The sequence below is a fragment of the Acidicapsa borealis genome (genome assembly GCF_059115245.1).
The window spans coordinates 5,371,061-5,396,735 of the sequence record NZ_JCACNY010000001.1; the positions used below are offsets into that span (position 1 = coordinate 5,371,061).

Annotated in this window: 27 protein-coding genes and 5 tRNA genes; 13 read left to right on the forward strand and 19 right to left on the reverse strand. The window is 59.0% G+C overall.

The features are described from left to right. Positions 1–108: 108 nt before the first annotated feature. The 15 genes from AC5S27_RS21905 to AC5S27_RS21975 form a co-directional block, all read right to left on the reverse strand. Positions 109–1,845, reverse strand: coding sequence for a glycosyltransferase family protein (locus AC5S27_RS21905; RefSeq protein WP_493936687.1), 1,737 nt, complete (start codon positions 1,843–1,845; stop codon positions 109–111). A 1-nt stretch (position 1,846) separates the two neighbouring features. Further along, positions 1,847–2,239, reverse strand: a complete 393-nt coding sequence (locus AC5S27_RS21910) for a type II toxin-antitoxin system VapC family toxin (protein ID WP_493936688.1) — start codon at positions 2,237–2,239, stop codon at positions 1,847–1,849. 7 nt (positions 2,240–2,246) lie between these two features. Continuing rightward, the gene (locus AC5S27_RS21915) at positions 2,247–2,435 is read right to left on the reverse strand and encodes a type II toxin-antitoxin system VapB family antitoxin (protein WP_493936689.1); all 189 of its coding nucleotides are present in this window, start codon (positions 2,433–2,435) and stop codon (positions 2,247–2,249) included. Between the two features lie 115 nt (positions 2,436–2,550). Continuing rightward, positions 2,551–2,988, reverse strand: a complete 438-nt coding sequence (gene rplK / locus AC5S27_RS21920; RefSeq protein ID WP_493936690.1) for a 50S ribosomal protein L11 — start codon at positions 2,986–2,988, stop codon at positions 2,551–2,553. Between the two features lie 164 nt (positions 2,989–3,152). Then, positions 3,153–3,755: a transcription termination/antitermination protein NusG gene (gene nusG, locus AC5S27_RS21925; protein ID WP_493936691.1), complete on the reverse strand. Its 603-nt coding sequence runs from the start codon at positions 3,753–3,755 to the stop codon at positions 3,153–3,155. A 28-nt stretch (positions 3,756–3,783) separates the two neighbouring features. Next, entirely contained in the window at positions 3,784–4,062 is a 279-nt protein-coding gene (gene secE, locus AC5S27_RS21930; RefSeq protein ID WP_493936692.1) for a preprotein translocase subunit SecE, read from the reverse strand. Between the two features lie 57 nt (positions 4,063–4,119). Beyond that, positions 4,120–4,195, reverse strand: a tRNA-Trp gene (locus tag AC5S27_RS21935). Positions 4,196–4,307: 112 nt separating this feature from the next. Next, positions 4,308–4,457 (reverse strand): 50S ribosomal protein L33, encoded by a 150-nt coding sequence (gene rpmG / locus AC5S27_RS21940; RefSeq protein WP_263358389.1) that lies wholly within the window; start codon positions 4,455–4,457, stop codon positions 4,308–4,310. A 127-nt stretch (positions 4,458–4,584) separates the two neighbouring features. Continuing rightward, positions 4,585–5,772, reverse strand: coding sequence for an elongation factor Tu (gene tuf, locus AC5S27_RS21945; protein ID WP_493933613.1), 1,188 nt, complete (start codon positions 5,770–5,772; stop codon positions 4,585–4,587). A gap of 95 nt (positions 5,773–5,867) precedes the next feature. Beyond that, entirely contained in the window at positions 5,868–6,176 is a 309-nt protein-coding gene (locus tag AC5S27_RS21950; protein ID WP_493936693.1) for a hypothetical protein, read from the reverse strand. Between the two features lie 74 nt (positions 6,177–6,250). Further along, positions 6,251–6,325, reverse strand: a tRNA-Gly gene (locus AC5S27_RS21955). A 26-nt stretch (positions 6,326–6,351) separates the two neighbouring features. Continuing rightward, positions 6,352–6,427, reverse strand: a tRNA-Thr gene (locus AC5S27_RS21960). 5 nt (positions 6,428–6,432) lie between these two features. After that, entirely contained in the window at positions 6,433–6,681 is a 249-nt protein-coding gene (locus tag AC5S27_RS21965) for a hypothetical protein (RefSeq protein ID WP_493936694.1), read from the reverse strand. A 19-nt stretch (positions 6,682–6,700) separates the two neighbouring features. Continuing rightward, positions 6,701–6,788, reverse strand: a tRNA-Tyr gene (locus tag AC5S27_RS21970). Positions 6,789–7,014: 226 nt separating this feature from the next. Beyond that, a tRNA-Thr gene (locus AC5S27_RS21975) sits at positions 7,015–7,090 on the reverse strand. Positions 7,091–7,463: 373 nt separating this feature from the next. Here AC5S27_RS21975 and AC5S27_RS21980 point away from each other — a divergent pair. Beyond that, positions 7,464–8,345, forward strand: coding sequence for a hypothetical protein (locus AC5S27_RS21980; RefSeq protein ID WP_493936695.1), 882 nt, complete (start codon positions 7,464–7,466; stop codon positions 8,343–8,345). 182 nt (positions 8,346–8,527) lie between these two features. Next, positions 8,528–9,358 carry a hypothetical protein gene (locus AC5S27_RS21985; RefSeq protein WP_493936696.1) on the forward strand — a complete coding sequence of 277 codons (831 nt, stop codon included), beginning with the start codon at positions 8,528–8,530 and terminating at the stop codon, positions 9,356–9,358. A gap of 183 nt (positions 9,359–9,541) precedes the next feature. On the opposite strand, the gene AC5S27_RS21990 is transcribed toward AC5S27_RS21985, so the two are convergent. Then, a complete protein-coding gene (locus AC5S27_RS21990; protein WP_493936697.1) occupies positions 9,542–9,955 on the reverse strand; it encodes a hypothetical protein in 414 nt (137 codons plus the stop codon). Between the two features lie 243 nt (positions 9,956–10,198). Here AC5S27_RS21990 and AC5S27_RS21995 point away from each other — a divergent pair, with 243 nt between their 5' ends. Beyond that, entirely contained in the window at positions 10,199–11,173 is a 975-nt protein-coding gene (locus AC5S27_RS21995; protein WP_493936698.1) for a hypothetical protein, read from the forward strand. A gap of 201 nt (positions 11,174–11,374) precedes the next feature. Further along, the gene (locus AC5S27_RS22000) at positions 11,375–12,736 is read left to right on the forward strand and encodes a PQQ-dependent sugar dehydrogenase (RefSeq protein ID WP_493936699.1); all 1,362 of its coding nucleotides are present in this window, start codon (positions 11,375–11,377) and stop codon (positions 12,734–12,736) included. Between the two features lie 66 nt (positions 12,737–12,802). Here the strand turns inward: AC5S27_RS22000 and AC5S27_RS22005 are convergent, their stop codons facing one another. After that, the gene (locus AC5S27_RS22005; RefSeq protein WP_493936700.1) at positions 12,803–13,804 is read right to left on the reverse strand and encodes a M23 family metallopeptidase; all 1,002 of its coding nucleotides are present in this window, start codon (positions 13,802–13,804) and stop codon (positions 12,803–12,805) included. 255 nt (positions 13,805–14,059) lie between these two features. Between AC5S27_RS22005 and thiL the strand changes: the two genes are divergently transcribed. Then, positions 14,060–15,133, forward strand: a complete 1,074-nt coding sequence (gene thiL / locus AC5S27_RS22010) for a thiamine-phosphate kinase (RefSeq protein ID WP_493936701.1) — start codon at positions 14,060–14,062, stop codon at positions 15,131–15,133. A gap of 4 nt (positions 15,134–15,137) precedes the next feature. Here thiL and AC5S27_RS22015 read toward each other — a convergent pair whose 3' ends face one another. Then, entirely contained in the window at positions 15,138–17,699 is a 2,562-nt protein-coding gene (locus AC5S27_RS22015) for a zinc-dependent metalloprotease (RefSeq protein WP_493936702.1), read from the reverse strand. Between the two features lie 140 nt (positions 17,700–17,839). Between AC5S27_RS22015 and AC5S27_RS22020 the strand changes: the two genes are divergently transcribed. Beyond that, a complete protein-coding gene (locus tag AC5S27_RS22020) occupies positions 17,840–18,655 on the forward strand; it encodes a HEAT repeat domain-containing protein (protein ID WP_493936703.1) in 816 nt (271 codons plus the stop codon). A gap of 68 nt (positions 18,656–18,723) precedes the next feature. Here AC5S27_RS22020 and AC5S27_RS22025 read toward each other — a convergent pair whose 3' ends face one another. Further along, a complete protein-coding gene (locus AC5S27_RS22025; protein ID WP_493936704.1) occupies positions 18,724–19,626 on the reverse strand; it encodes a ferritin-like domain-containing protein in 903 nt (300 codons plus the stop codon). A gap of 337 nt (positions 19,627–19,963) precedes the next feature. Here AC5S27_RS22025 and AC5S27_RS22030 point away from each other — a divergent pair, with 337 nt between their 5' ends. The 7 genes from AC5S27_RS22030 (at position 19,964) to AC5S27_RS22060 (ending at position 25,645) form a co-directional block, all read left to right on the forward strand. Beyond that, positions 19,964–20,632, forward strand: a complete 669-nt coding sequence (locus tag AC5S27_RS22030; protein WP_493936705.1) for a hypothetical protein — start codon at positions 19,964–19,966, stop codon at positions 20,630–20,632. A 70-nt stretch (positions 20,633–20,702) separates the two neighbouring features. Beyond that, positions 20,703–21,728, forward strand: a complete 1,026-nt coding sequence (locus tag AC5S27_RS22035) for an alcohol dehydrogenase (protein ID WP_493936706.1) — start codon at positions 20,703–20,705, stop codon at positions 21,726–21,728. Positions 21,729–22,013: 285 nt separating this feature from the next. Continuing rightward, positions 22,014–22,448 (forward strand): MmcQ/YjbR family DNA-binding protein, encoded by a 435-nt coding sequence (locus tag AC5S27_RS22040; protein ID WP_493936707.1) that lies wholly within the window; start codon positions 22,014–22,016, stop codon positions 22,446–22,448. Between the two features lie 56 nt (positions 22,449–22,504). Further along, complete coding sequence (locus tag AC5S27_RS22045) at positions 22,505–22,696, forward strand: hypothetical protein (protein ID WP_493936708.1); 192 nt, start codon at positions 22,505–22,507, stop codon at positions 22,694–22,696. 48 nt (positions 22,697–22,744) lie between these two features. After that, entirely contained in the window at positions 22,745–23,533 is a 789-nt protein-coding gene (locus AC5S27_RS22050; protein WP_493936709.1) for an SDR family NAD(P)-dependent oxidoreductase, read from the forward strand. A 23-nt stretch (positions 23,534–23,556) separates the two neighbouring features. Next, a complete protein-coding gene (locus tag AC5S27_RS22055; RefSeq protein WP_493936710.1) occupies positions 23,557–24,357 on the forward strand; it encodes a hypothetical protein in 801 nt (266 codons plus the stop codon). Positions 24,358–24,490: 133 nt separating this feature from the next. Next, positions 24,491–25,645, forward strand: coding sequence for an acyltransferase family protein (locus tag AC5S27_RS22060; RefSeq protein ID WP_493936711.1), 1,155 nt, complete (start codon positions 24,491–24,493; stop codon positions 25,643–25,645). The last annotated feature ends 30 nt before the right edge of the window (positions 25,646–25,675 follow it).

A 25,675-nucleotide genomic window follows, 5' to 3' on the forward strand; every position in this document is an offset into this window, starting at 1 on the left:
CCGGTGGGTAGCACCAGCCGTGCAGCGGGGCCTTATAAACCCTGGGAAACGCCAGATTAGCGTGCCGGGAGGGGGCAGCACCCTCACCCACCACCATACTTATAAGAATCACCTGCGCCTGTATATCTCGTAGCCATTGAGCCGCGCATACTTCGAAAGTTCCGCGCTGACCAACTTCATCGTCTGATCTCGCGCGGGCAGCGGATCTTCGGTTGACTGCAGGTGAGTCTTCACGATTACCCATTGAATATTACGCTTGCGGGCTTCTTCGAGCAGCTGCTCCGGCGTGTAGGGGTCGGTGGTGTTGTCGAAGATTTGCACTGGGAACTGCGGCGTGCGGCCAGTGGCGTAGAAGAATGGCTCTTCACCGGGCAGCAGAAGAATGCCGTCCCGCTGCGGAATTTCCCTCTCGGCGAAGTGAACCAGCTCTTCGAAGTCGGCGAGATAGGGGCCTCGATCTGCCATCCCGCGCAGCGCCGGAAGAGTTGAGTGATAGAGCGGCTCGTCGGCTACCTGAGTGTCGGAGGCCTGAATATAGTTCAGCCGGTCGTGGCCGATCGCGTAGAGGCTTCCGCAGATGAGGAAAGTTGCGGAGACAACGGCGGCGAAGGCGAGCGTGATCTTTGGGTATGCGGCAGGGAGCGCGGCGACCATCTGCGCGATGAGGATGACCAGCAGCGGCCAGATGGCGTAAGTCGATCCCCAGAGCTGCTGCGAGAGAAACGTTCCGTGAATTGCCGCCAGGACGAAGAACGGAAGCAGGCGGTTCAGTGTGATTCCCTTGCGCAGTTCGGCCAGGGCGAACACTGCCGCTATTACGAGCAGCAGTGGCCAGAGCGAGAGTAGATTGTCAGCGCGCTCGTCCAGATCGTCATCCAAGAAGAGAAAGACGAGGCTGGCGACAAACGGGGTTGCCATCAAGCCGAGGGCGATAAGCCGCACCCAGGTACGCTGCGCCCAGAGAAGATAGAGCAGGAGCAGGCCGGTGCCGAGTGTCGGGATCGTCCAGAAGAAGGACGGCTGCCGGTAGACGCTGAGCATATCGGCGAAACCCGGCAATCGCCGCTGCGCTGCAAAGTGAACTGTCCATTGGAGATAATTGCCGAGGCCAACGGTCCACTGCAGGATCAGCAATCCAGCGGTAAAGCAGAAAGCAACCATCGCCAGGAAGCGCAGCAGCACTGGTCGCGAAACAATATCCTCCGGGGTGCGCCGAGCCAGCCCGATCGCCAATAGCAGGATTACGCCGGCAATGACGACGAGCAGGAAGGGTCCGCCCATATTCTGCTTGAAGAACACCGGCAGAACGACAGCGAATCCAGCAAGAGCTGGTCTAGTCCAAGTGCGCGAGCCATGCGCTGCGTCTTCCTTATCCAGCCTCTGTATCGCATACAGTGCGACCACGATAGCGAAAGCGCAGTCGCAGTCATAGATCGGGTGTGGATAAATACCATAAATACCGAGAAAGACCAGCGGTGCGGCCAGCAGGAGAGAGATCGGCCACGAATAGCGGACCTTGTCGGAGAGCACGCGCAGAGCGATAAGGCAAGCAACAACCGTTCCAAGCCCACCGACGATAGCCGCATAGAGAACCGGCCAGAGATAGACGCGCCCCAGCACACGCATGATCAGCGCCTGGATCACAAAGGTCAGCGGGGGATGGACGAGTGGAAAATCGCGATAAGGCACCTGCCCGAGAGCAATCCGCCAGCTGGTGTCGAGCAGGTAGCTCAGATCCCAAAGGACTGCGATGTGCGTGTTCTGCCAGAAGGCGAATACTGCCGTCGCCGCGAATAGCAGGACCGCAGAGAGGACGTCGCGCCGGCTTTTCACCGAGTCCGGCAAGCTACCAGATCTCAAGTTCGAAGTCCCGATGGGTGCGAATAAGTTCGAAATCGGTGCGGTTCGATGTGATCAGACACGCGCCATGGGATCGGGCCGTGAGTGCGATGAGCACATCAAAATGGAGATCGCGGAGTTTCGCGACATTGAATCCGTGCTGTCCGCGAATCTTGGCGAGCACCTGACCAGATTCAACCCAATTGTTCTCCGTCGGAGAGAGCACGCGGTGGTTTTTCTGGAGAGTCTCTAACGTCCTGGATTCTGCTGGCGCAGTGACGCCGCGCGATAGCTCAGCCAGCACGACTGTTGAAACACACACGATACCGCGCAAAGATTCAACGCTTTCACGGTGTTTTCCCGATCGCCATAGGTCGATCATCACCGATGTATCGAACAAAACGAACTCAGTCCTCATAGCCTTCGAACTTCAGCTTACCGGCATTATCGAGCATGAGTTTCTTGAATCGTCTCAGTGCGACAGCTTCCTCGAGAGCTCTTTGAACAGCTTCAGTTCGAGTAGTCACTCCGAAAGCTTTGGCAGCTTCATCAGCGAGTTTCTTGTCCAGCCGGATGGATGTAAGGGTAGACGCCATAGGCCACCTGTATATATATTTTTACGACATCGTATATATCGATGCAAGACTTACGGCTCGTTCAACACAAAAGCCCTCCCAAAATGGGAGGGCTTTTGTGTTTCAGAGAACAGCTTTAGGCGACGACTTCGATACCCATGGAGCGCGCTGTGCCCTTGATGCTCTTGATGGCTGCGTCAATTGAGGCAGCGTTCAGGTCGGGGAGCTTGGTTTCGGCGATCTCGCGAACCTGCTTTTCGGTCACTTTGCCAACCTTGTCCTTGTTGGGAGCGGCTGCACCCTTGGCGACACCGGCGGCGCGGAGCAGCAGGTTCGAGGCGGGCGGGGTCTTGGTGACGAAGGTAAAGGTACGGTCGGCGTACACGGTGATGACGACCGGGATGGTGAAGCCTTCCATTTCCTTGGTCGAGGTGCGCGCGTTGAACTGCTTGCAGAACTCCATGATGTTGACCTGCGCCTGACCGAGCGCGGGGCCTACTGGAGGTGCCGGGGTGGCTTTGCCAGCGGTGATCTGGAGCTTGACATAGCCGGTAATTTTCTTCGGAGGTGCCATGTTCGTTTCCTTCGGAAACCAGCTTCTAGCTCCTAGCCGCTAGCTCTTAGCTGGTGGGTTCCATTGAATCAATTTTGGTAAAGCGGCGCCAGCGTTCACCTGCAACCGAGTCATGCCAGGAGTTGACTCAGCTAGAAGCTGAAAGCTAGTAGCTAGCGGCTGCCTTACTCAATCTTCTCGACTTTGCCAAACTCAAGCTCGACCGGCGTGGAGCGCCCGAAGATCGTGACCATGACCTTGAGGGTCTCGCGATCTTCGTTGATTTCGTCCACGACGCCGTTGAAGTTGGCAAAGGGGCCGTCGGTGATGCGGACGGACTCGTTCTTCTCGAACCGGATCTTCTGGCGAGGCTTTTCCTTCGCGTCATCGGAGCGGTTGAGAAGCGAACTGATCTCTTCTTCGCTGAGTGCGACCGGCTTGTCGCCGGTGCCAAGGAAGCCGGTAACGCGCGGCGTTTCCTTGATGATGTGCCAGATCTGGTTGTCCAGCTCCATTTCGATAAGCACGTAGCCGGGCAGGAAGACACGGTCCACAGTCTTCTTTTTGCCGTTGACCGTCTCGGTCACAGCTTCGGTGGGAATCATGATGCGACCGAACTTCGACTCCAGGCCAAACGCCTGGATACGGCTCTCGAGGGATTCCTTAACCTTGCGCTCAAAACCCGAATAGGCGTGCAGGATGTACCACTTGAAGTTCTCGTTCGGGGCGGGTGCTTCTGCCTCGGGCGTTCCTGCTTGGCCGGGTTCCTGTTCCAGTTCTTCTGTCATTGCTGTATCTCTTTTCAACTGCGCAGGATTACTGCGGGCCGGTCAGCTTGCCCATTACATAGGACAGTCCGTGAGCGAAGATGTAGTCCACAACAAAGAAGTAGGCGGCGAAGACGAAAACCGTCACCAGCACTACGGTCGTGGTCGCCTGCACTTCCTTGCGCGAGGGGGTAACCACCTTGCGCAGTTCGTTGCGCACGTCGCCGAGGAAGGTGCGGGTCCGGTCATAGCTACCCGTGGTCCACTCTACCGCTGCATTCGACTTGGCTTCTTTGGGCTCAGTGCCCACCAATGCTGTCTTGGCCATGTTGCTACTTCCTTTCCGGATACTCCGGAAATTTCCGTACCGGACAGGTACTTAATCTGGCAGGGGCGCTCGGATTCGAACCGAGAAGTTCGGTTTTGGAGACCGACAGTTTAACCGTTGAGCTTACGCCCCTAGATGCAGCTGTTAGCTTCCAGCCGCTAGCTTCTAGCTCGTATTGCGTTGACCTAATCTTTCAGGCGGCTGCAAATGGGCTAGAAGCTGATAGCTAGCAGCTAAAGGCTGCCTTACTTCGTTTCCCGGTGCTTCTTGTGGCAACGGCAACGCTTGCAGAACTTCTCGAACTCCAGACGGCCAGTGGTCGTCTTCTTGTTCTTCGTCGTTGTGTAGTTGCGCTCCTTGCACTCGGTGCACTGCAATGTCACGATTTCCCGCATTTGAGTATCCTAACTGATTCGGGGCGGATCTGCTCCGCGCCGGTCTTTTGAGTTGCTAGTGGTTAGTTTTTAATGATGAGTGGTTTGTGCTGTTAAACACTAACCACTCATCACTAACCACTCGTATTTAGGCGATGATTTCCGAGATCGCGCCGGCGCCCACAGTGCGGCCGCCTTCGCGGATCGCGAAACGCAGACCCTTTTCCATCGCGACTGGAGTGTGAAGCTCGATCTCCAACTGGATGTTGTCGCCCGGCATCACCATCTCCGTGCCTTCCGGCAGCTTCGCGGTGCCAGTCACGTCCGTGGTGCGGAAGTAGAACTGAGGCCGGTAGCCGTTGAAGAACGGAGTGTGACGTCCGCCTTCTTCCTTGCTCAGGACATAGACTTCGCCCTTGAACTTGGTGTGCGGCTTGATCGAGCCCGTCTTGGCCAGAACCATGCCGCGCTCCACGTCTTCCTTGGCCACGCCGCGGAGAAGAAGACCAGCGTTGTCGCCGGCCAGACCCTCGTCCAGCTGCTTCTTGAACATTTCCACGCCCGTCACAACCGTCTTGCGCGTTTCGCGGAAGCCGACGATCTCGACTTCTTCGCCAACCTTCACCTTGCCGCGCTCGATACGACCCGTAACCACCGTGCCACGGCCGGAGATCGAGAAGATGTCTTCGATCGGCATCAGGAACGGCAGGTCGACCATGCGGTCAGGCTGCGGAACATAACGGTCGACTTCGGCCATCAACAAATCCACGCTGGCTTCCCACTTGGCTTCGCCGTTCAGAGCGCCAAGCGCCGAACCACGAATGACCGGTGTGTCGTCGCCGGGGAACTGGTACTTGTCGAGCAGTTCGCGAACTTCCATTTCGACGAGTTCGATGAGCTCTTCGTCTTCGACAGCGTCGCACTTGTTCAGGAACACAACGAGCGAAGGGACGCCGACCTGGCGAGCCAGAAGCACGTGCTCCTTGGTCTGGGGCATCGGGCCATCGGTGGCCGCAACCACCAGGATGCCGCCGTCCATCTGCGCCGCGCCGGTGATCATGTTCTTGATGTAGTCGGCGTGACCGGGGCAGTCGACGTGAGCATAGTGACGGTTCGCCGTCTCATACTCAACGTGGGCTGTCGCGATCGTGATGCCGCGCTCGCGCTCTTCCGGAGCGTTGTCAATCGTGTCGAACGAACGGAAGGTGTTCTTCGGGTTGTGCTTCGACAACACCTTCGTGATCGCCGCCGTCAACGTGGTCTTGCCATGATCGATGTGACCAATCGTTCCTACGTTTACGTGCGGCTTGCTGCGATCAAATTTTTCCTTCGCCATAACGTCCTCAGTCCTCTTTTTAGCTTCTGCCCAATCCGCAGAGCAGAGGGCAATCTTGAAACCTTGTTAACGCGCTACGAGCGAGTCTGCCTGGCTCAGTAGTACGCGTAAATCTTCAAAAATCGTTGCCGTAACTCGGCTGGAACTTTCTCGATCCGCGCCAGGTACTTTTCGCGGATGAGGGCCTGGTCGCTGGTCGGCAGAGCCGAGTACAACTCCGGCGAATCCTTGCCCAAGAGGCCAGCGGCCAGAATCTGCTCGAACTGGCGGACCCGGTACTTCTTTCTCGCTACCTGGGCCAGAAACAGATCAGCGCGGTTGGCGGCAAAGGCCGCATCAATCCGCGTGGACAACTGCTGAAATCCCTGCTCGTTCTGAACCGGGTACACTGCCTGCTCAAACATTCAGCTCTCTAACCCCGAACCTTCCGCAATCAAGCCCAACTACCCGACGTAAAAACCGTGGCACCTTCAGAAACTGGAGCGGGAGACGAGGATCGAACTCGCGACCAACAGCTTGGAAGGCTGTGACTCTACCACTGAGTTACTCCCGCCTGTTGCAACCTGTACGACTAAAATCTGGAGCTGATGACCGGGATTGAACCGGTGACCTCTCCCTTACCAAGGGAGTGCTCTACCATCTGAGCTACATCAGCCCTACTTACAACCTTCCGGCATCTTCCCGGCTGCGCCGCCGGATTTTGTCTGCTTCGCGGGCCATATAGGTCCGGAAGACGAACGTTCCGATCACGAACAGCGGAATCCACCGCATTTCAATCTGCCTGCCGAAGACGTCTACTTTATCCGCGCCAACGGTAAACCAGATTATCACTGCCAGTACGGCGAACATTCCCATGGCGGACCAGAACTTGCGCTCTGTCTTGCTTTCCGCGCTGGAATCGCTCGACATCCTGAAAACCCTCAAATACTGGTGCACAGGGAAGGATTCGAACCTTCGTAGCTCCTAAGAACGGCAGATTTACAGTCTGCTGCCATTAACCACTCGGCCACCTGTGCCCATCTTCATGATCCGCCGCGCTTCGTCCCGTTTTGGCACTCCGTACGTGCGATTCCGCACACGAATCTGAACCGGATACCTCCGGTTCATCGGAGCTGATGCCTCTGGGGAATTACCGCGGAGGACTGGATTGTTCCCGTTTTGCAGTCCAAATCATCTGCCCAACTGGCCAATCCAAAATCAATCTTCTGCTCTCTCAGGCGGCTTTTGCGTGCCGCAATTGAGTGGAGCTGGCGAAGGGATTTGAACCCCCGACCGTCTGATTACAAATCAGATGCTCTACCAGCTGAGCTACGCCAGCCCAATTTCACCGGAAAACCGGCTACCTGAGGCCGTTGCAGCACGGGCACAAGATCACCCGCCACAACCCCGGCACAGAATCCAAGATTAGCACAGAGCGCCCTCCGGGGCAAACGCGGCGGTGTCACGATTTTCTCTGTGCTGCCACTCATTTCAGGGGAAAATCGCCGGTTCGATACCCAGAGCCGACCGGAAAGCGGAGACAGGGAAAGTTATTCATGGAAAACTTACAAACCTGTCGCTGGAGATCCCCGTCCGACCGAGGAAAATACGAATGTTCTTGCTTCCCGCGCATTTTCCGCTCAGAATTACGCTTACTCGTTCAGAGACATCTATTGCTCGCAAAACTTGCGAAAACTTCAGGAGAAACTTCGGTGCGTAAACTTATCCTCGCTGCTCTGCTACTCACTCTCAGCCCTCTCATGCTCCTTGCTCAGACTGCCCTCGACAATGACTCGATCATCAAGATGATGAAGGCTGGATTGTCGGACGATCTGATCATTTCCACGATCGGGTCTTCGGCGGGCAACTACAACGTCACTGCGGACGGCATCATCGCCCTGAAGAGCGGAGGGGCCAGCGATCGGGTGGTTACTGCAATTGTCACAAAAGCATCAGGCGGCGGAGCACCGAACCCTGGAACAACCAGTGTTGCGACAGGGCCCGGTTCGACCAATCCTGATGATCCTGCTGCCCCTCATGATGCGGGAATTTATGTTTGGAGCGACAAGGCTCCTGCCGGATCGAAAATGACGATGCTCGAACCATCCATTTACACACAGGGAAAAACAGGCGGTGTGTTTACCTCAGCGGTTACATACGGTATTGCAAAGGTGAAGATGAAGGCTGTTCTGCGCGGAGCTCATGCGAATGCTCGCGTTTCTGATCCGCTGTCGGTCTTTTACTTTTACTTCGAAGAACAGAGCGCCGGATTGAGCCACGCCAGCTCGCCGATTTTCGGAGGAACCAGCACCCCAAACGAGTACACCCTACTCAAATTCGATGTAAAAGGCGACACACGAGAGACGGTCGTAGGCAAGATGAACGCGTTTGGCGCTTCAGGTGGAACAGACGATAAAGCTGTCACGGCCTTTACCTATGTCAAACTGCGACCGGGTGTTTACAAAGTGACCATGAGCGCCACATTGAAACCCGGCGAGTATGGATTTATCTCGGGAAGCGGTACGGCAGCTGTAAGTCCGTATGCTGGCGCCGCCGTATCGAACAGCCGAGTTTTCGACTTCGGCGTGAATTAAGCTGCGAGGAGTTCTCTGCTCTGCTGGGCACTGGATCCAGGAGGCAAGAGCACAATTTAGATATGCGGCCACTGTCCTTCCGGATTGTGGCCGTTTTGCTTGAGTTTTGACCGTGAGGCGTTTCGGGCCCCTTTTGCGCAGTTTAAGGTGAACGGCCATCTCATGCGGCCAGGGGACAACTCATGCGAAAACAAATTCTTAGCGCCATTCTCAGCCTCTCCCTTCTTACCCTTTTCTGCGGTGTTGCCTGCCCTGAACTTGCGGCGCAGCAGGAGATGAACAACGACTCCGTGATCAAGATGGTCAAGGCTGGGCTCTCGCCCGTAGTCATTGCTGCCTCCGTGAACGCCCAGCCGGGACACTATGATCTCTCCGCCGATTCGTTAATCGCGCTGAAGAAAGCCGGTGTGAGCGACCAGATCGTCACCGCGATGATCGCGCACAATTCGACGCCAGGCGCCGCGACCGCGACCACGACTGGGACAGGCTCGCTGGTGCCCGCCGGTGCGGGCGGCCTTCCTCCGGGGATCGACAGCCTCGGCGTTTACTACAAGGACAAGGACGGCAACTGGACCGAAGTCGGCGCGGAGGTAGTCAACTTCAAGACAGGTGGCGCGCTCAAGCACATCGGCAGCGCCGGCATTGTGAAGGGCGACCTGAATGGCCACGTGGCCGGATACCACAGCCGGCTCGAACTCAAAGGACCTTCTGATTTCATCCTCTACCTGCCCGAAGGCGTTTCGCCGGGCGAATACCAGCTGATCCGCTTCCGCGTCAGCAGCGACAGCCGCGAGTTCCGCGCACTGACTGGCGGCGTGGCGCATACTTCCGGAGGCGCGGCGCGCGATGTAGCTGACTTCTCCAGTAAAAAGCTGGCTCCTCATATCTACGCTGTTACGCTCTCCGGCGACATCGGCAAGGGCGAGTATGGCTTTCTGCCGCCGCAGGAAGCTTCGGGCGGCAAGAATGTCGCCAATTCGGGGAAGATATACACCTTTTCGTTTGCAGATTAAACGCTACGTCCGAATCCCTTCAGGAACGCGAAAAAAAAGATCGCCGCCCAGCATGAAGACAAACATGCTGAGCGGCCATCCTTACGGGGATATTTTCTGTCAAATAATCTCGATGCGCAGAGGAAGAAACTAGTTCTTTACATTCATCGCATCTGAATCCACAGCTTTCTTCCCAGTAATGCCTTACAGGCCCATGAGCAGGCCACGGTAGTCACTCTTGTCCGCCTGTACAACCAGGCCGCCCTTCTTGTCGCCATCCGCCCAGGTGAGCCCGACGAAGTGCTTCTTCGATTTTGAAAGAGCCAGCAAAGCGCCCAGGCCGAGGCTGAAGACGGCGACTCCAATTGCCGCTCCGACGCGGCGGTGGACGTCTTGTCCATAGCTGATTTCGGTGACGGCCGATGCGGGTAGTGTGAGGAACTCCTTGCCATCTTTGGTGATACGGATATGGTCGCCCTCGATAAAGAGTCTGAGGGCAGCGCCAGTTTTTGTATTTTGAATTGATCCCCCGTCATAACTCACTTTGTAACCGGACTCGCCGGCGACAGCATAGGCAGGAAGAAGCAAACACAACATCAGCGCAACAAGAGCTTTCATTCTTGGCCTTTTCTTTCAGTCAATTTTTCTTGCAGGAATTCATGTCACGGTATCGATTTTTTGCAGTTTGCGTCAGGTTACGTTAGGACTACAGACTCTAGCCCAGATAGATCGCGATGAGAACCTTGCTCCGGCTCTTAACATCGCTCCTCTCCAGATCAAGTCGGACTATGAATTTCGCTGCTATCGCGGGCCCCATCTCGCCCGAGCCAGGAGTGGTAGGGTAGTTTTTGATGGTGATCGATGCATAAGCGCACCCGCAGAACGCTCTGGATTGTCGCTGCCGTCGTCCTGGTTCTGGCGGCGGCTGTCTACCTTCGCTTTAAGGCGCCGCCCGAAGCTGCACGGCTTCTTCCCGAGTCGGACGGCATCGTCTATGTCAATCTGCGGCCCTTACGAGCCGTGATGCACAACGGAATGAAGCCGGTGACGCGGGCGCCTGAGTATCAGAGCTTCATTGATGCGACTGGAATCGACTGGGAGCGCGACCTGAACGAAGTTGCCATCGCCCTCCATCGCATGCCTGACCCGCGCGGCCCGAACGGCCCGGTGGCCTATTCGATGGTGCTGGTGGGCAAGCTGGATGGCAAGGCGCTGGCACATTACCTTGCGGCTCACGCCACGGGCCAGGAAAGCTACGGCGGCAAGACCATCTACAGTCTGCCCAGCGAGGGGCGGACGGTCCGGGTCTCGCAGATCGGCTACGATACGGTGGCTGTCTCGAATACGCCCAGCACTGAGCAGATTCACTCCATACTGGATCGCCACCGGACCGCGGCTCTTCCCTTTTCCGGCTCATCGCTGCTGGCCGAGCACTTCTCGGAGATGCCGCTGCTCTCGGTGGCCTGGGGGATGGGCCAGATTGGCTTGCCCTTCAGCGAGAACGGACAGGTTCAGGTGCTCGGGATGGGGCTGCCGGTCCCATCGGATACTACGTTCCTGGCGTCGGTGCATTGGGCGGGCGGGCTGAAACTACGCGTTGTAGAGATCGCTGATTCGGAAGCGACGGCGGCCAGCCAGGCATCCAGTCTTAATGTGCTGCTGAGTCTGGCGCGTGGTGCTTCGATCGGCCTGGGCGCAAGCCCGGTCAACAGCGGGTTCAAGGAAGTTCTGCGTACTGCCGAGATTACACAGAAGCGGAACCGGGTGATCGCCAATGCTTCCCTGCCCAAGACGCTGCCAGTCGACCTCTTCAATGGCAGCGGCAGTGACAAGTAGAGGATCCGGCATGGTGACCGGATCAAAGTAATTCGATGCAATTCAACGTAACCGCTTACTCGTACTGATCCGGATTGGGCGACAAACCCATTCGCGATTCCTTACAATCATTGCGTCTCGTGACTGACGAGTCTCCACTCGTCGAGAAATACGCTCGCGCGGGACGGTCGCCCAATCAGCCTTTCAACCCAAGGAGCACTTATGAGCACCTCGACGATGCGATTTGCTTCGCTTTCTGTGTCACTTCTCTGCCTCGCTTCGGTTTCCTATGCGTCGGGCCCTGCTTCGGCTCCCGATGCGGCAACCAAGAGCCACACACTGACCGGGCAGGCGGCTTTTACCGACGCTATGCACGAGTCCCCTGGCATACGCCGCAAGGTGACAGCTGCCGATCTGCCAGCGCCGGCTACCAGCGAGTCCGTCGACAACGGTGCGCATGTTGTTGCTCGTCCGGACAATGTATGGCCGGTCGCGCCCAAGGGCTTTAAGGTCGAGCTCTACACAACCAACCTCGAAAATCCACGGCTTATCCGCACTGCTCCGAACGGCGACATCTTTCTGGCCGAAAGCCAGACCAACAAGATCAAGGTCTTTCGTGGCGTGGGCGCGGACGGCAAGCCGAAGGAAGTGTCCGAGTTCGCGACCGATCTGAACCTTCCGTTTGGCATCAACTTCTACCCTGCCGGACCCAATCCGAAGTGGGTGTACGTCGGCAACACCGATGGCGTGGTTCGCTTTCCCTATAAGAGTGGCGATTTGAAAGCCACTGGCCCGGCGGAGAAGATTGCTGAAGTGCCCGGCGGCGGACGCCTGCGTGGAGGCGGCCACTGGACCCGCGATATCGCCTTCTCCAAGGACGGGACGAAGATGTTCGTCTCGGTCGGTTCTTTGACCAATGTGGATGGGATCGACAAGAATCCGCTGGAGAAAGATCGCGCGGACGTGCTGGAATTCACGCCCGAGGGCAAGTTCATCAAGGTTTACGCCTCCGGCATCCGCAACTGCGTGGGCGAAACCATCAATCCGACGACGGGCGAACTTTGGTGCTCGACCAACGAACGCGACGGGCTGGGCAACAACCTGGTTCCCGACTACATCACCCACGTGCAGGAAGACGGCTTCTACGGCTGGCCCTGGTACTACATGGGCGGACCTGCCGGAAAGCCTTCTACCGGACACCAGGACCCTCGCCACGAGGGCGAACATCCGGAGCTGAAGGACAAGGTCATCACTCCGGACATCCTGGTCAACCCGCACTTTGCCTCACTCGAAATGCTTTTCTACGAGGGCAACCAGTTTCCTGCGGAGTTCAAGGGTGACGGGTTCGCAGCTGAGCACGGCTCGTGGAATCGCTCCAACCGCAGCGGGTATGAAGTCATCCGCCTGCCCATGAAGGGTGGTCACGCCACTGGCGAGTACGAGGATTTCCTGACTGGCTTCGTGCTGCCGAACGGCGACGTATGGGGCCGCCCGGTGGGCGTAGCGGTCGCTTCCGACGGGTCGCTCTTCGTCACCGACGATGGTTCGAAGTCAATCTGGCACGTGACCTATACCGGCAAATAGATGCACAGGAAGGCAAAAAGGGGAGAGGCACAGGCCTCTCCCCTTTTGCTTGCTCATTCAAGGCCCTTACTTCGTACCTGCGACCGGAGCCGGCACTGGCACATTGTTCGCCAGAACCTCTGAGTAGGTGGTGCGCAGATACTTGTGTGGATTGACAGGGACATTATTGATGCGGACTTCGTAGTGAAGGTGCGGCCCGGTGGAGCGGCCGGTCTGGCCCACATAGCCGATAATCTGACCGCGAACCACATGCTGCCCGGCAAGCACGATCATGCCCGACATGTGCCCGTAAACGGTGTTTACACCGTGGCCGTGGTCAACAACAACCTCACGCCCGTAGCCGTTCATCATCTGGGCCGAGGTCACGAGACCGTCCCCGGTAGCGCGAATCACCGTGCCAGACGGAGCAGAGATGTCGAGACCTGCATGGAAGGCGCCTTCGCCGTTGAACGGATCCTCACGCTCGCCGAAGCTGGAGGTCACTTTGCCTTCGACCGGCCAGAGCGAGGGAGCGTCGGCAATCTGTGTCCAATCGCCGAGTCCGATGCTGGAGCCCGGGGTCATCCCGCCTTCGAGGGCGCGGGAGACGCGGCCGGAAAGGGCCTGGCTGCGAAGAGCATAGAACTGGTCGAGCGAGAGCTTGACCTGCTGCTGATTGACATTATCGGTCAGAGCCAGGTTGGTCGGGGTCGGCGCACCTGCCGCGGCTGCGGCTGACTGCTTATTGCCGCTGCCCGAGCCGAATTTCGTTTGTTTAAGGCCGTAAATGGCGGTCACTTCGCTGGCCAGGGCGCCGAGCGAGGCCACCTGAATGTCGCGCTCGTGGGCAACGGCGGCCATGTGCTGGTAGTTTTGGCGGAGAGTTTCACGCTCTTGGCGAACCTGATTGAAGCTCTCTGTTTTCAGCAACATGCGGGTGTAGGATCCAGCCAGGCCGACGATCGTGAAGGTTCCCACCAGGGCAGCTGCGACAAAACCATAGACATATTGAACCGGGAGTGAAATCTTGCGGACGCGCCCGTCCTCATCCCTTGCAACAAACAAGATGTAATAGCGCTTACGAAGCATAAACCTCCCTCAAAATCACCCTTCACGCGAAAACAATTCTACGGGGTTGGACTCCCGGAACGATGGGGAAGAGTACCGAGCCGCGCTCAGAAATCTTCCGTACTGAACAGCAATGACTCGATTTGGTCTCTTCATTGTAGAGCAATGAGGCTCACCGCCCACCATTTTTGCGAGCAATCCCTTACAAAAGCTTTCCAACTTTGACAGGATGACAGACGGCATTTCCGCTGGGCAGCGCGATATGCTGCAAGAAGAGTGCAATCCCATCCACCCAACCCGCCCCGCGGCTTCCCCTCGCAGTCAGGACGCGCCAAAGCCGCCGGACGCTCGGCTGAGGAAGCCTCCGAGGGCGAGCTGGCGCTGCTCCGGACCATTCGCAGCCGGGCAGCGGGAATCCGCAACTCCGGAGTGCGGCTGGGCATCGGCGACGACTGCGCGCTGCTAAAGCTACGGGCTGGCGAAGAGATGGCGGTGACGACCGATCTCTCGATCGCCGGACGCCATTTTCGCCTCGACTGGCACCCGCCTGAAGCAGTCGGCCACCGCACATTGGCACGTGGACTCAGCGACCTGGCAGCGATGGGCGCCCGACCGGTCGCGGCATTCCTCTCGCTGGGGCTGCCGCGCGAGCTGACTGTGGCAGGCCCAAAATCCAAAGCGTGGGTTGAACGGTTTCTGGACGGTCTGCTAGCCCTGGCTGCCGCGCACGGAGTGCCGCTGGCTGGTGGAGATCTGGCCGAGTCGCCGGTGGCCCTGGCCGATATCGTGCTGACTGGAGCGGTACCAAGCGGCAAGGCTCTGCGGCGTTCCGGGGCGAAACCGGGCGACCGGATCTACGTCACGGGCAGCCTCGGCGGATCGGCGGCTGAGCTGGCGGCATTAGGCGCGAAGCCGAAACGCCTCGCAGGACAGACTGCCGCAACGATGACAGCTCCACACCTATACCCTCAGCCCCGGATCGAGCAGGGACTCTGGTTACGCAAACGCGGGCTGGCTTCGGCGGCAATGGACATCAGCGATGGCCTCTCGACCGATCTGCGCCATCTCTGCGAAGCTTCCGGCGTAGCTGCGGAGATCGACGCAAACGCCCTGCCGCTCGGCGCGGGCGCAACCCTGGAGATGGCCCTGCACGGCGGCGAAGACTATGAACTGCTCTTCACCGTGCCGGCCAAGGCTCGCATTCCGCGCAGCATTGCGGGAGTGCCGCTGACAGCCATCGGCGTCGTTCTGCCCCCTAAAAAGCGGCAGCCGCGCATCGTCCTCGTCTCGGGCAAAAGCCGCGAGGCATTGGAGCCGCGCGGCTGGGAGCATTTCTCGACACCGGAATGACCCGCTAGCGAATAGCGAAGTCTGGAGCATCGTCGTCGGCAAACCCAATCGTCCCGATCGGCTGGCCCGGCGGCGTAGCCAGCACCGGCGCGGCGCGGAATTCGGCTGGCTCCTTGCGGAAGTGGTCCAGCGTGTTCAACGCTGCTGCCCAATGTGCCTGACTTTCCTTATCGGCAGTGGCTTTCGGCTGAGCTTTCAGCCAGGTTTCGAGCTCTCCAACCTTGGCCAAGGCTTCCGCCTGTGCCTGAGGAGAAGCGGCATCTCCGCCACCACCGCTCATCGAAACTCCCGCCGGAAACGCTGCGCCGGGCGAAGCGCCCGCCCCGCCGTTGCCGGCGGCCAGGCTGAGCAAATGGGTCAGGATCACATTTTCGACGGCGAACTGCGTCTGCCCAGCCAGTCCAGGCAGACGAGGAGCTTCCCAGGTAGCTTTGAGCGTCTGATCGATCACCTCGCCCAGCCCGGGCGACTTTGGATCGAGCGCGTGGTACTCGACCAGCCGGCTGGCGCGGGAGGGTTCGAACAACAGGGAAGCAGTCAGGTTGGCTGAAGCTTCGACGGCGCCGTTGGGATCGAAGGTGAGCCCGGTGTGGCCCTCGAACGATTCGCGGGTTCGTTCATACCCCGGAGGATTTGGCGGCAGAATCTTCAGCAGTTCTGGCGAGAGCGTGAGCGTATGCGGGTCCAGCGTCGTGAGTACGGCGGCGAGCGCCTTGCGCTGGCGTTCGGGAGCGAGCATCTCTGTTGTCATCGCGCCGTCGCCGCGAACGGCGTAGCGGTAGTCCAGCCCGCCGATCAGCTTGGCCGCCGCTTCCGTCTGGTAGCGATGCAGCAGGTAGAGCGGTACTAGCGTCTCTTCCAACTGCACCATCGGCTCACCGACACGAATCGCATCCGGCCCGAAGCGCGCAAGGGCTGCCTTGCGTACCGCGAGAATGCGCTCCAGCTCGGCGGCCGCATCGGGACCGTTGTCCCACAGATGCCCGTACGGATTCGCGCTACCCAGCGGCCGTGAATCCTCGTCGGTGATAAAGCGGAGACCAGCTTTCTCGTTGTCCTTCAGCACGGCATCGAGCGAGGCTGCCTCATCCGCACCCGGCGCAAATTCGGAATAGCCGTAGCGGATCACCGCCTTGTCCCAAGCACCGATGCCGACTGCGTAAGCCTTGTCCAAAGTCGGGATACCGGCAGCGTCGAGCGTCACCCACGGATGCGGGTAGTCCATCACTGAGGTGCCCTGCCCTTGCGACGATGCGGCGAAATTATGCTGCAGCCCGAGCGTGTGGCCCACCTCATGCGCGGCAAGCTGGCGGGTGCGCGCCAGCACCATCGCTTCAAGCTCTTTCGGAATCGGCTTTCCTTCCATGTAAGGAGCGAGCAGCGCCTCGGCAATCTTGTAATCCTGGCGGGCACGCAGGCTGCCCAGCGTGACCTGGCCCTTGATGATCTCCCCGGTGCGAGGGTCGGTGACGGCCTCGCCGTAGCTCCAGCCACGCGTGGCGCGATGCACCCACTGGATCATGTTGTAGCGGATATCCATCGGGTCGGCGCCTTCCGGCAGCACTTCCACACGGAAGGCATTCTTGAACCCGGCCGCTTCGAAGGCCTGCGCCCACCAGTTTGCTCCTTCCACAAGCGCTGAGCGAATAGGCTCCGGCGCGCCCCGGTCGACGTAGTACACGATTGGCTTGATGGGGTCGCTCACCGCGGCATTCGGGTCCTTTTTTTCGAGGCGGTGGCGGACGATGAACTTCTGGTCCATGCGCTCGTTCAGCGGCACGGAATAATCGCGATACTCGAAGGGGAAGAAGCCCGAACGTGGATCGAAGCGGCGCGGCTTGTAGCCCGGCTCCGGCAGTTCGATGAACGATGTATGCTCGCGCAGCGTGACGGAGTGTGCATCCGGCGTGACCGAAGCGACATAGCCGCCGCGCGGCCTTCCATCGGACGCGAAGGTCAGCATGGCTTCGACTTCCGTGTTCTTGGGGAAATTCTTCGTGTTATCGAGCGTGATTGCGGAGCGGCTCGCATCCACGCGATAGCTACCCTGCCCTGAGCCCTGCAGGCGCTCGGCGACTCCATGAGCGTCGCGCAGAAAGAACTCGGTTGCATCGATAAGTACGCGGTCCTTGTCTTCCGCTTCGATCTTGAAACCCCACAGAACCGACTCAGCAAAAGACTGCGTGACCGCAATGCGCTCGGCAGCATCGGCAGAGCTAGAGCGATAGGTCAGGTTGGGCGCTACCAGCAGCACTTTTCCGCCTACACGTTCAAAGTGCACCAAGCGGCCTTGACCGAGCTGGCCGCGGTCCAGGCCGACGTCGTTTGAGCCAAGGCCATAAGGCAGATGGTCAAGCAGCAGGAAATCCTTCTCGCCTGCCGGGATCTCGAGATATAGCTTGCCCGCCTTTGCATCCCAGTCCAGCGGGAAGAGGCCATCCTTCCGCTCCATTCCGGCGATCTTCTGAGAAAGTGTCTGAGGCGCATCGGCATGAGCGGTGATACCGGCGCAAGAGGCAATCGAGGCCAGGAATAAGGCGGAGAAACACGCAGCGCGAATCTTCACGAGGAACCTCACAGGAAGCGACAGTACCGCTATTGTTACATCTGCAAAAAGCCTTCTGGGTTCGACTCTTCTCCACTGTTCACAGAATCGTGCAGGCGCGGCGAGGGCCAAACCGCTTATGCTCTTGAAGGAAGGTATTTATGACTCAAGCAGAAAATCAAGCGGAAATCGACGCGCTCTTTCAGCAGACGCTCGTTGGCGATTATGACGACGATGAAGACGAAGGCGGCCCCTGGGAAGCAGTGAGCAAGCTGCAGGCCATCGCCAGCCGCGCGGTCTTTGACAAGGCAGTGCAATGGGCGCGGCATAAGCAGCCCGCGAAACGCCGCCGCGGCATCGACATTCTGGCACAGTTCGGAAAAACGGAAGACCACCCCGACGTGGTTTTCGCCGATGAGATCTACAAGATCGTCACCGACGTACTGGAAGACGAGCTCGACCTGCAGGTAATCGACTCCTGCCTGGTTGCGCTGGGGCATCTGGCCAACCCGGCGGCGATTCCGCTGATCTTGGATCAGCGTAAGAATCCCGACCCCGATGTGCGCTTTGCCGTGGCTTTCGCACTGGGTTCGTTCGCCGATGATCCCCGCGCGGTCACTGCGCTTCTGGTGCTGATGGAAGACGACGATGCGGACATTCGCGACTGGGCTACGTTTGCGCTCGGCGTTCAGGGCAGTGCGGACTCGCCGGAGATTCGCGAAGCTCTGCTCGAAAGGCTCGACGACGGCAATCCCGACACGCGCGAGGAGGCTGTCGCCGGCCTCGGCAAGCGTAAGGAACTGCGCGTCCTGCCGGACCTGATCGACCTCCTACAGCAGGAAGAGGTTTCCTTCGGCGTGGTGGAGGCAGCCTGCAGCCTGCTCGACCTGCCGGCGATCAACGAGGAGTGGAGCGCGGACGAGTATGTCCAGGCGCTCACTGAGCGCTACCATGACGAACTTGAGCAGTACAACTAGCCTGGTCCCAAACAAAAAAGAGAGCCTGCGGAATGGGTCCCGCAGGCTCTTCGCGTTGAAACTGTTGCTTAGGCGGTCGGAGTTCCGCCGGTGCTCTGCACGATCAGCGGACCGCCATAGTAGCGAGCTGTGTACAGGGAGTAGCCAGGGCCAGTGCTGGGCGTAAGGAACGGCGTGAGCGCGACCACGGCCGAGTTCGGGCCGTTGTAGATCGAGGTCAAACCATCGGTCTGCTCAGCGATCAGGTTGTTGGCCGGATTCTGGTTGCCGATCACGCGGCCCAGAACACGATGTTCGCACTCAATGCCCATGATCGAGGCAGCAACCTTCGAGTAGAGCTCATAGTGCTGGGGAGTGTACTGCTTGTCAGCCGGCAGCAGCTTGCCGGTGGTGGCCAGCGTTGCCTTGTATGCCATCTCCTGCACCAGGCATAGATATGCGCCGATAAAGGCATTCTCCAGGGCATTCAAAATTCCGAGGAAATTGGTCAGGTTGTCGAAGGTGCCGGCCGGGAAGTAAAACGTCTGGACCGGATCGCTGGACTGGCTGAAGGTCTGCGAGCCAGTCAGGTACGTGCGGAACAGATTGGCGTGGGAGATTTCCTGTCCGAGAGCTGCCTGCAGGTAATTGACGTTACCCACGTTGCCGGAAGAGCTGACCTTGGTGGCGTGGCCGCCGGGGCCCGCAAGGTTGGGATCCTGGATAACTGGACCGATCAGGCCGTTGTAGTAGAAGGTCGTGGCCAGATCCTCAGCGATGAGGAAAGCGGTGAAGATTTCGGCTGTTGTGTCCTGGGCCTGATATGGATTGGCCTGCGCGTGAGCTGTCTTGCCGGAGAGGGCGAGACCGGTGACGGCTGCGCCAAGTCCGAAATAGCTCGCCTGGCGGAAAAACTTACGACGGTCGAAGCGCGGCTGATCCGCGCTTTCAATCTGGGAGTCATTCTGGAGTTCAAGATCAAGGTTCTTCATGTTCATCCTCATGGAGTCGGTTAAGTCAGGTTGTCGAATCGACTCGTCGCGAGCGGGGGAATGCAGGACGGCGCGTCAGCCAGGGAATTCGGGGAAATAGTTGCCCGAGGAAAGTTCCTGCTGCATGTACGCCACAGCGGGAAGATTGGATTGGAGCAGAACAAAGAATTTTGAAGCAGTTCAATTGTGCACATGTGGGAGAAAGATTTCTTCCACATGTGCTCCGGCGCAGCACGGGCGGTTCCGCTCGGCCAGAGTCTTCGCGAAACCGGACTCTCCCTTGGAGAACGCCGTATCATCAAGGGGACGCGCGGTAACGCCGGCCGGAGAGGAACCAGTGACAGCACCCACATTTAACGGCGGCTTTCCTCACAACTGGGCAGCGGAGATCCTGCCCAACCGGCCGATGATTCTGCCCAGCCGCCACTATATTTATCCGGCTGCAGCGGAAGAGGTGGAGCGCGGGGCGATGGAAGTGCTGATCCGGCCTGGTTGCGATCCAACCGCGGAGCCGTTTCTGGCCACCTGCGCGCTGGGATTTCGGGATCCCGCGACGCCGACTGGCATCTGGGCGATGCCCCATCCTGACTGGCTTTGTGCCGCTTCGGGCGGATATGTCTATCTGATCAATGCCTGTGAGCCGGAGCAGTTCACCATGCTGCGCTACCGGCCGGTGCTGAATATCGTTTCGTACCGGGTAAGGACCGAGCAGTCTTCGTCAGGCAATGCGCAATCCACGTCGGACATTGCGCAATCGGCGTTGGAGGTTGTGCAATCCGAGAGCGACGCAGCGCAATCGACAGCAGGATTTCTGCTCTTTGTTGGCCATCACACCATCCTGGCCTGGGGAGCGGATGGCGAGGCATGGGAGTCGGACCGGCTTTCCTGGGAAGGCGTGACCGTCGATCGCATCGAAGACGGCAAACTCTACGGCAAAGGCTGGGACCTGATGACCGACAAGGACCTGCCTTTTGTGCTTGACCTCGCGACTGGCAAAACAATTTAGCGCAAATTCACGGGATCCTGGGGCGGCGAGAGGCGTAAAGTGACATCCAACGCATAGGAGAACCAAGATCATGGCAAGCGTATTTGGACGAGCATTTCAGGTAGCGGCTGCGGGCGGCGATTTCGAGTTGGTGCAACGCGAGTTTCCCGATCCCGGTCCGGGGCATGTGCGGATTCGCGTGCAGGCCTGCGGCGTATGTCATAGCGACAGCATTACCAAGTACGGGGCCTTTCCGGGGATCCAGTATCCCCGCGTTCCGGGCCATGAAGTGGCTGGAATCATCGATGCGGTTGGCGCGGATGTACCGGTATTCAAGGCTGGACAGCGCGTGGGCCTGGGCTGGCATGGCGGGCATTGCAACTACTGCACCCCTTGCCGGCGCGGCGACTTCATTCTTTGCGAGAACCAGCAGATTTCGGGCATAAGCTATGACGGCGGTTATGCCGACTACGTGATTGCCCCGGCAAATGCGCTGGCGCTGATTCCTGACGATCTCTCGAACGAGGATGCCGCGCCGTTGATGTGCGCCGGCGTGACAACCTATAACTCGCTTCGCCACAGTGGTGCAAAGGCTGGCGACCTGGTGGCGATCCTGGGCATTGGCGGGCTGGGGCATCTTGGCGTGCAATTCGCGGCCAAGGCCGGCTATCACACGGTGGCTGTGGCTCGTGGCGCGGACAAGGGCCCCCTGGCCAAGGAGCTCGGTGCACATCTTTATATCGACAGCACTGTCTCGGATTTTGCGGCGGAGTTACAGAAGCTGGGCGGGGCGAGCGTGATTTTGTCGACGCTGACCGATGCGGACACGCTGGCCAAGGCAGTTGGCGGGCTGGGACCGAACGGGAAGCTGATCATTGTGGGTGTCCCGGATAAGCCGATCGAGCTTTCGGTGATTCCGCTGATCATGGGCAATCGCGAGGTGCGCGGCTGGGCGTCGGGGACCGGGATGGATTCGGAAGACACGCTGAACTTCAGCGCGCTGACCGGGGTAAAGCCGAAGATCGAGACGTACTCGCTGGACAAGGCTCCCGAAGCCTTCGCGCGAATGGAGAGCGGCAAGGCTCGCTTCCGCGTGGTGATTACGACCGGGGCTTAAGATGGCCGGAACCAAGCTATACTTTCGAGCATGGCTTGGTTCCGCAACTTAGTCGAGAGTATGGCACGGCGGTGGTCTATGCCCGGCGTGCTGATACTCCTGGGAGTTTCGGCGTTTGTCGCCGGCATTGGCCTCTTCCTCTCCCTCTATTATTGGAAGGTTCATGACGAGGTTGGCACTGCGCTAGGAATTTGCCAATTTGCGCTCGGAGCCCTCATGAGCACACTGGCCAACCGGGTGGCGAGGAAGATTGCTGCTCGTCCTCGAAGCCGGGCTCGTTGATGTATGGATAACGAGCAGGTACGTGCGTTTTGTCTTTCGCTGCCGCATGTGGCAGAAAGTGTGAGCTGGGGGCATCATCTGGTCTTCTGGGTGGGCGACAAGGCCATCGGCGGAAAGATGTTTGCGCTGATTCACCTGGACGATGCAGGAACGGGGGTGGTCTGGTTTCACGCCGGAGCGGAACGCTTCCATGAGCTGCTGGAGATCGAGGGGATCATTCCCGCTCCGTACATGGCGAAGGCGTTCTGGGTGACAGTCGAGCGCTGGGATGTGCTGCGCTTTCGCCAGTTGCAGGATGAGCTCCGCATGGCCCACGAGTTGATCTACGCCAAGCTGCCCAAGCGCACGCAGACCATTCTTGCCATGCCGGAGAAGGAGCGGACGAAAATCATTCGCGAGAAGAAGAAAGTGTTGGCCGAGCGCGAGGCGAAGAAGTAGTTTCGGGAAACGGAACTGCAACCTTCGATCCTTCGTAAGAGATTGCAGGTGACGTGATGGTGAAATTCCTTCTGTGGTGCATTCTGCTTGTCTTCTGCTGGCCGCTGGCTCTGGTGGCGCTGATCCTGTATCCGTTTATCTGGCTACTCCTGATTCCATTTCGGATACTGGGTTTTGCGGTCGATGGAGTCCTCGATCTGATCGGCGGCCTGTTCCGGCTGCCGGGGCGGATGCTTCGGGCTATTTAGACTGGCGACGTTTGCGCGGCGCTCTCCCGCTGCGGTAGCGTTGGGGCTATGAGTGTTGCGCTGGCGTTGGATGGCAAGGTGGCCCTGATCACGGGCGGGTCGCGGGGAATTGGTGCGGAGACGGTGCGGCTGTTTGCGCAGGCAGGCGCGAAGGTCGCTTTCAGCTATGAAAAAGCGCGAGACCGGGCTGAGGCCCTGGCGGCCGAGTGCGGCGGGCATGATGTCTGCATACCGCTGCAACGCGAAATGAGCACTCCCGCGAATGGCCGGGCGCTGGTGGATGCCGCGGTGGCGCACTTCGGCCGGCTGGACATTCTGGTGGTCAATCACGGCATCTGGCCGCCGGATGACGCTCCCATTGCCGAGATGGCGGAAAGCCAGTGGCGGCGGACGATGGGCGTAAATCTTGACTCGGTCTTTGGGCTGGTGCAGGGGGCCGTCGCGCAGATGCTTGTGCAGGAGCGACTTCCTGAGGCAGCAGCCGGACACATCGTTCTGATCAGCTCGACGGCCGGACAGCGTGGGGAAGCCAACCATGCCGACTACGCCGTGACCAAAGGCGCGCTGATTAGTCTTACGAAAAGCCTGTCGAGCGAGTTGGCGGCCAAAGGCATCTTAGTCAATTGTGTGGCTCCGGGATGGGTAGCGACGGAGATGTCTGCTGGCACGCTGAATCATCCTGAGGTCGGTGCGAAGATTGCCGCGAGCATCCCTGTGGGCCGGGCCGGATATGCGCGCGAAATTGCCGGGCCTGTGCTCTTCCTGTGTACACCGCTGGCGGGCTTTATCAGCGGTGAGATCGTGAATGTGAATGGCGGCGCGGTGCTGGTGGGTTGAATTCTGGCACGATGGAGACGGAATTGAAGACGAAATGGATGATCGCATTGTCCGTAGCCCTGTTGCTTACCCTTCACGCAGGTAGCCAGAGTAGCGTGCCGCAGGATGATGCTTCCGCGAAGAATGCGAAGAAGGCGCGAGAGGCGCTGGACCTGATGGTGACCGCGCTGGGCGGCGATGCGTGGTTGAACCAGAAGAATCGTCTCTACGAGGGACGCACCGCGGCGTTCTATCACGGCAAGCCTTCGGGAGCCACGGCCGAGTATTGGGAGTATCACGCCTGGCCGAATACGGACCGGATTGAGTTCACCAAGCATCGCGATGTGGTGCAGATCTACAACGGGCGCGAGGGCTGGGAGATCCTCTACAACGGCAAGAAGCCGCTGCCGCAGGACCAGGTAGACGAATACCTGAGACGGCGCGATCACTCGATCGAGATGGTCGTAAAAGTGTGGCTGAAGGATCCGAACTCGATCCTGATCTACGAGGGGCAGCAGTTGGCCGAGCGGCATCTCGCCGACCAGGTGACGGTGATTTCGCCGCAGAACGAGGCGGTGACGATTCAAATGGACTCGCAGACGCACCTGCCGCTGCGGCGCAGTTTTCAGTGGCGCGACCCCCTATATAAAGATAAGAACGAGGATGCCGAGGAGTACGACAACTACCGTCTGGCGGACGGATTTCAGACTCCGTATAACATCACGCGCTTCAAGAACGGCGACATGGTGAACCAGCGTTTTCTCTTCAAGGCGACCTACAACCTCACACTGCCTGCGGATGAGTTCGACGTGGATGCTACCGCTCTAAAGATCAAGAAGCACTAGATTCTGGCGCAGCACTAAGGTACCGGCCTTTGTTGCGCATTCAGGTAGCTGCGGATTGACTCCCTGCTAGATTGGTAGGAAGGCTGCGGCAAGAGCCTCCATCCTGACGCGTGAACGGGAGTTGATACACGGAATGGTTGATACGACTGCGAAACAGAGCGAGCGGCCGGAGAAGATTCATGCGCTGACTTCGCTGCGGTTTTTTGCGGCGCTGTTTGTGGTCTGCTTTCACGTGGTTTGGTCGTATTTCCCGTGGATCACGCGACAAAGCGCGCTGGGCCGCACGATTCTGATGGGATATGTCTCGGTGAGCTTTTTCTTTCTGCTCTCAGGCTACATTCTCGGCGTGGTGTACCTGCGGCGTGGCGGCCCGGTCGCGGTGAAGGATTTCTACAAGGCGCGGTTCGCGCGCGTGTATCCGCTGTTCCTGCTGACGCTTGTGCTGGATACACCGAACCTGTTGATGAGCCGTATTGCCACCTATGGGATGAAGAGCGCGGTGCTCAAGACCGCGGCGACATTTCTGGCCAACCTGCTGATGCTGCATGCGTGGTTTCCGCAGTTGCGGGGCATCGATAATCCGAACTGGTCGCTCTCCGTCGAGACTCTTTTCTATCTGACGTTCCCCTTGATCGGCGTCGTGCTCTGGAAGCTGCGTGGCTCGCGGCTATGGCTTTGGACGGTGCTGGTATATGTGGGTGGCCAGGCGGTGGTCGCGGTGTTTGCGCACTTTGTGGCGAGCCAGACGCGGGAGCTGCTGCCGGCACTACATCTGAGCACCTTTGCGCTGGGAATCCTGCTGGCACGATGGCAGTTCCTTTCGCGGGAGAAGCGGGCAGACCAGGCCGCAGGCCACCCATCGCATTATGCTGGCCCGTGGCTGGCTCTGGCCTTTGCCGTCGTGAGCTTTGCAGCGGTGGTGTACTGGTCTCCGGATGGCACGACACCATTCATTTACGATGGCATGCTGGCACCGATCTTTGCCGCTGTAATCTGGGCCTTTTCGCATTCGGGCTGGTGGCCGGCGCGGGTGCTAAGTCCGCAATGGCTGGTGGTGCTGGGCGAGGCGAGCTTTGGGCTTTACCTGTTTCACATTCCCGTCTATCACTTCTTCGAGTGGATGGGTTGGATTCACATCACTGCGCTCTTTCCGGTTTACCTGGGCACGGCGATCGGGCTCAGCCTGGCGAGTTTCTACTGGTTCGAGACGCCGGCGCGGAAGTGGATTCTGAGGCGCCGGCCGACGCACGTGAAAGAGACGCTCGAGGCTGCGTCGGACGCCCAGTAGCGCGCCCCGTAGGACGCGTCGTGACGGCGG